Origin of the sequence: Brevundimonas sp., assembly GCF_036677305.1 — a bacterium.
Taxonomy (GTDB): Bacteria; Pseudomonadota; Alphaproteobacteria; order Caulobacterales; family Caulobacteraceae; genus Brevundimonas.
Genome location: NZ_JAKFEB010000182.1, coordinates 1 through 4,107, shown reverse-complemented (window position 1 = coordinate 4,107; position 4,107 = coordinate 1). Strand labels below are relative to the sequence as shown.

Annotated in this window: 6 protein-coding genes; 2 read left to right on the top strand and 4 right to left on the bottom strand. The window is 67.1% G+C overall.

Features of this window, described 5'->3' with window-relative positions; all coding sequences use genetic code 11:
- The 4 genes from V6M42_RS10640 to V6M42_RS10625 form a co-directional block, all read right to left on the bottom strand.
- A partial coding sequence (locus V6M42_RS10640; RefSeq protein ID WP_332678451.1) for a PmbA/TldA family metallopeptidase occupies positions 1–231 on the bottom strand: 231 nt, incomplete at its 3' end.
- Positions 232–270: 39 nt separating this feature from the next.
- Entirely contained in the window at positions 271–1,020 is a 750-nt protein-coding gene (locus V6M42_RS10635; protein WP_332678450.1) for a GIN domain-containing protein, read from the bottom strand.
- Between the two features lie 13 nt (positions 1,021–1,033).
- Positions 1,034–1,618, bottom strand: a complete 585-nt coding sequence (locus V6M42_RS10630) for a DUF1700 domain-containing protein (protein ID WP_332658104.1) — start codon at positions 1,616–1,618, stop codon at positions 1,034–1,036.
- Positions 1,615–1,986 carry a PadR family transcriptional regulator gene (locus tag V6M42_RS10625; RefSeq protein ID WP_332658103.1) on the bottom strand — a complete coding sequence of 124 codons (372 nt, stop codon included), beginning with the start codon at positions 1,984–1,986 and terminating at the stop codon, positions 1,615–1,617. Before V6M42_RS10625 ends, V6M42_RS10630 begins: the two co-directional genes overlap by 4 nt.
- A gap of 253 nt (positions 1,987–2,239) precedes the next feature.
- Between V6M42_RS10625 and coxB the strand changes: the two genes are divergently transcribed.
- Entirely contained in the window at positions 2,240–3,271 is a 1,032-nt protein-coding gene (gene coxB, locus V6M42_RS10620; RefSeq protein ID WP_332678449.1) for a cytochrome c oxidase subunit II, read from the top strand.
- Positions 3,272–3,294: 23 nt separating this feature from the next.
- Positions 3,295–4,107, top strand: an 813-nt coding sequence (locus V6M42_RS10615) for a cbb3-type cytochrome c oxidase subunit I (protein ID WP_332678448.1), incomplete at its 3' end; no start/stop codon positions are given.

Here is a 4,107-nt window from a genome sequence, read left to right as displayed (position 1 = left end):
GTAGCCCGCGGTCTCGCCCGCCACGACCCGCAGGCCGAAGCCCTCGCTGGCGTCCCAGGCGGATGATTTCAGCCGGCCGTCGTCGAAGACCAGTGATTCGCTCTCCGAGCGTTCGAGGAACAGTTCCCCGTCGTCGGCCCCTTCGAGGGCGCCCTGCAGGATGGAGAGGGCTTCATCGGCGCTGACGTCGGCGCTGTCGAGAATGGCGGGAGGCGATACGAGGACGGTCATGGGTTCCAAATAGGGGCTGACCGCCCTCGCGTCACCGGGTCAGTTCTGATCGATGTCGCCCGAACCCGAGACGGACTGGGTGAGGTTGGCCGGCCGGCGGGTCAGATCGACATCGCCCGAGCCGGAGATGTCGATCGTCGCGGTCCCGGTCGGGCCGACCCGAAGGTCGCCCGAACCGGAGGTGTCGATGTCGGCGTCGGTCAGGCGCAGTCCCGACAGATCGGAATCGCCGGAGCCGGTGGTGTCGATCCTCGCGGTCCGGGTCTCCCCCGAGGCGTCGACGTCGCCCGAACCCGAAACGTTCAGCTCGAAGGTCGGCTGGTCGTAGCCCCGGATCGACAGGTCGGCCGAGCTCTGGAGGTCGAAACGCTTCACCGCGGGAGCGGTGACGACCACCCGGAGCCGGCTGTTGTTGCTCCAGCCGAAGACCACGTGGTCTTCGTCGTCGTTCTCGTCCCAGGTCAGACGCCCGTCGATCAGGTTGACGCGGTCGACAAGGGATTTGCGGCCCGTGATCACGACCGAGGGCGTGTCGCCCTGGACGTAGGTCACGTCGCCCGGGATCTCGACCGCCAGGCTATCGCCGCCGGTCCAGGCCAGGTTGCGGGTGACGGGGGGGCTGTTGTCGCTCCGTTCGAACGTGACCGTCTCGGACCGGTCGCCGTCATGGAAGGTCCACTCCCAGCCGTGACGGGCCAGGTCGTTGCCGCCGATGGCGGCGGCTCCTGACAGGGTGGCGACGCAGAGCACCAGACTGGCGCCCGTGATGATGAGAAGCGTGCGGATCATGTCTGTTCCTCCCTCAGAACTTGCCGTCGGCTTGAGCCTGGGGCTCCAGCGCGGGCTTCAGCAGGCGATAGTGCAGGCGGGCGTACCAGACCGTGGCGTTGACCAGCAGAATGGTGGCGATGGCGGTCAGGGCGCCCAGGGCCGTCGCGCCGGCCATCAGGCCGATGCCGCCGAGGATCGCCGTGGCGACGCCGCCGGGGAAGCCGGCGAACGGACCGGCGATCATCACCGCGCCTCCGCCGATGAAGAGGCCCACGGCGGCCATGAAGAAGCCGAACAGCACGCCGACCACGCTCATGAAGATGGGCAGCAGGATCAGCAGGTCGATCGCGCCCAGTCCCAGGACCGCGAACACGGCCCCGGCGGCGGCCGACGGATTCTTCTCCTGATGCCAGCGCTGGGCGCCGGCCTCGGCGCGCAGTTCGCGGGCGAGACGGTCAGGATCGCCCAGGGCGGCCGCGACCTCGGCTTCGGAGCGGCCGGCGGCGGCTCCGTCCTCGAAATGGGTCTCATAGTCCGAGGCGATGTCGGCGGCGGCGGCGGTCGGCATGCCGACCAGTCCGCGGCGCAAACGGCCCATGAATTCGGCGCGCGTCATAGTTCAGCTCCCTTGTCGGCTTTTTTCACAGACGCTGCGGCGGGCGCCGCGCCGTCGAGAACGGATTCCACCGCGCGGGCGAAGGCGCGCCATTCGGCCGTCTGGGCCTCCAGGGCGCCGCGGCCGGCGTCGGTCAGGCGATAATATTTGCGGGACGGCCCGGACGCCGATTCGACCATATAGGTCTCGACCTGTCCGTCGGACTGCAGCCGGCGCATCAGCGGGTAGATCGTCCCTTCGCCCATGTCGATTGCGTCCGACAGGGTCGCGGCGATCTCATAGGCGTAGCTGTCATGCCGGTTCAGAAGCGCGAGAACGCATAGCGTCAGCACTCCCTTCTTCAGCTGTATCTCGATTGTTTCGGGCACCGGGCGTCCTCCTCTGATGGAGAAGACGTATCGCAAGGTATCTGGTGACGCAAGGTAGCTGTCATAACATGACGGCGAATTAATCCGTGGGCCGATGGCCGCAGCGGAGCGCAATATCTTGCACATCGCTTGGCAAGCGTCAGAGGGGGCGATATGGACCGCCCGAAGAACCGCTGCGGGCGTCAGTCCGGGCGCCTGCTTGCGATTGTCTCGCAAGTGTTTGCGACGAAACGGTAATATGAGGATGTCTCGCATGGGGATGGGCACGCGGGCCCGGGCGTTGATCGGCGGTGGTTTCACCGCCCTGTGCCTGGCCGTATTCTCCGCCACGCCGACTTGGGCGAAGGAACTGGTGGGTCAGCCGACCGACGGGGCCCTCGGGCTGCAGCCGGCCGCCTCGCCGCTGAAGGTCCAGGCGCATTTCTTCCACGACATCATCCTGATGCCGGTCATCACCTTCATCACCCTGCTGGTGCTGGGCCTGCTGTTGTGGATCGTCGTCCGCTACAACAAGAAGACCAATCCGGTTCCGGCCAAATGGAGCCACAACACCCTGATCGAGGTGATCTGGACGGTCCTGCCGGTCCTGATCCTGGTCGGCATCTCGCTGTTCTCGTTCCGCCTGCTGTTCGCCTATCACGACATGCCGACGCCGGACCTGACCATCAAGGCGACCGGCAACCAGTGGAACTGGGCCTATGAGTATCCGGACCAGGGCATCGCCGAATACGTCTCCAACATGCTGCCGGAAGAGGAACTGGCCCAGCGCGGCATGCCGCATAGCCTGTACCGCCTGGCCGCCGACGAGCCGATCGTGGTGCCGGTCGGCAAGACGGTCCGCGTGCTGGTCACCGCCGCCGACGTCATCCACGCCTTCGCCCTGCCGGCCTTCGGTCTGAAGACCGACGCCGTTCCCGGCCGCGTCAACGAGACCTGGTTCCGCGCTGATCGCGTCGGCACCTTCTACGGCCAGTGCTCGGAACTGTGCGGCGTCGACCACGCCTTCATGCCGATCCAGATCAATGTCGTCACCCAGGCCGAATTCGAAGCCTGGGTCGCCTCCAAGGGCGGCTCGATGACGCCGAAGACCCCGGAACAGGCCCCGGGCGGCACCGCCGCCCAGGTCGCCGCCGGCACCACGGGAGCCCCGACCGTGTCAGAAGGCGCTCTCGCCGCCCCGACCTCCATCCCGACGGCCCAGACGGCGACGACGCCCGACGCCAGCCGCGCCGCCCAACCCGCTGCCTCCGCCTCGGCTCCCGCCGCGGCGCCGGCGGCCCAGTAACGATCCGCGAGAGCCCCCAGATCATGGCCACCGCAGCCGAAAACCTCGCCTATGACCACGACGGTCATGACGACCACGACCACAAGCCGGGCTTCTTCACCCGCTGGTTCCTGTCGACCAACCACAAGGACATCGGCACGCTGTACCTGCTGTTCGCCATCATGGCGGGCCTGGTCGGCGGCATCCTGTCCGGCTTCATCCGCCTCGAACTGGCGGAACCGGGCATCCAGTATTTCGTCCAGGGCGGTCTGATCGACAAGCTCGGCCTCGTCGAGGCGTCCAAGCACGGCTACAACGTCACAGTTACGGCCCACGCCCTGATCATGATCTTCTTCATGGTCATGCCGGCGATGATCGGCGGTTTCGGCAACTGGTTCGTCCCGATCATGATCGGCGCGCCGGACATGGCCTTCCCGCGCATGAACAACGTCTCGTTCTGGCTGCTGGTCGCGGCCTGGGTGCTGCTCTGCCTGTCCATGTTCGTCGACGGCGGACCGGGCCAGGGCTTCGGCGGCGGCTGGACCATCTACCCGCCGCTCTCCACGACCGGCCACACCGGCCCGGCCATGGATCTGGCGATCTTCTCGCTGCACGTCGCGGGCGCCAGCTCGATCCTCGGCGCGATCAACTTCATCACCACCATCTTCAACATGCGCGCGCCGGGCATGACCCTGCACCGGATGCCGCTGTTCGCCTGGTCGGTGCTGATCACGGCCTTCCTGCTGCTGCTGTCGCTGCCCGTCCTGGCCGGCGCCATCACCATGCTGCTGGCCGACCGCAACTTCGGCACCAGCTTCTTCGACCCGGCCGGCGGCGGCGATCCCGTCATGTTCCAG

Bases quoted from the DNA above. Each gene is read 5' to 3' on its own strand.
- coxB (WP_332678449.1), top strand. From the start codon at position 2,240: ATGGGGATGGGCACGCGGGCCCGGGCGTTGATCGGCGGTGGTTTCACC.
- V6M42_RS10630 (WP_332658104.1), bottom strand. From the start codon at position 1,618: ATGACGCGCGCCGAATTCATGGGCCGTTTGCGCCGCGGACTGGTCGGC.
- V6M42_RS10635 (WP_332678450.1), bottom strand. From the start codon at position 1,020: ATGATCCGCACGCTTCTCATCATCACGGGCGCCAGTCTGGTGCTCTGC.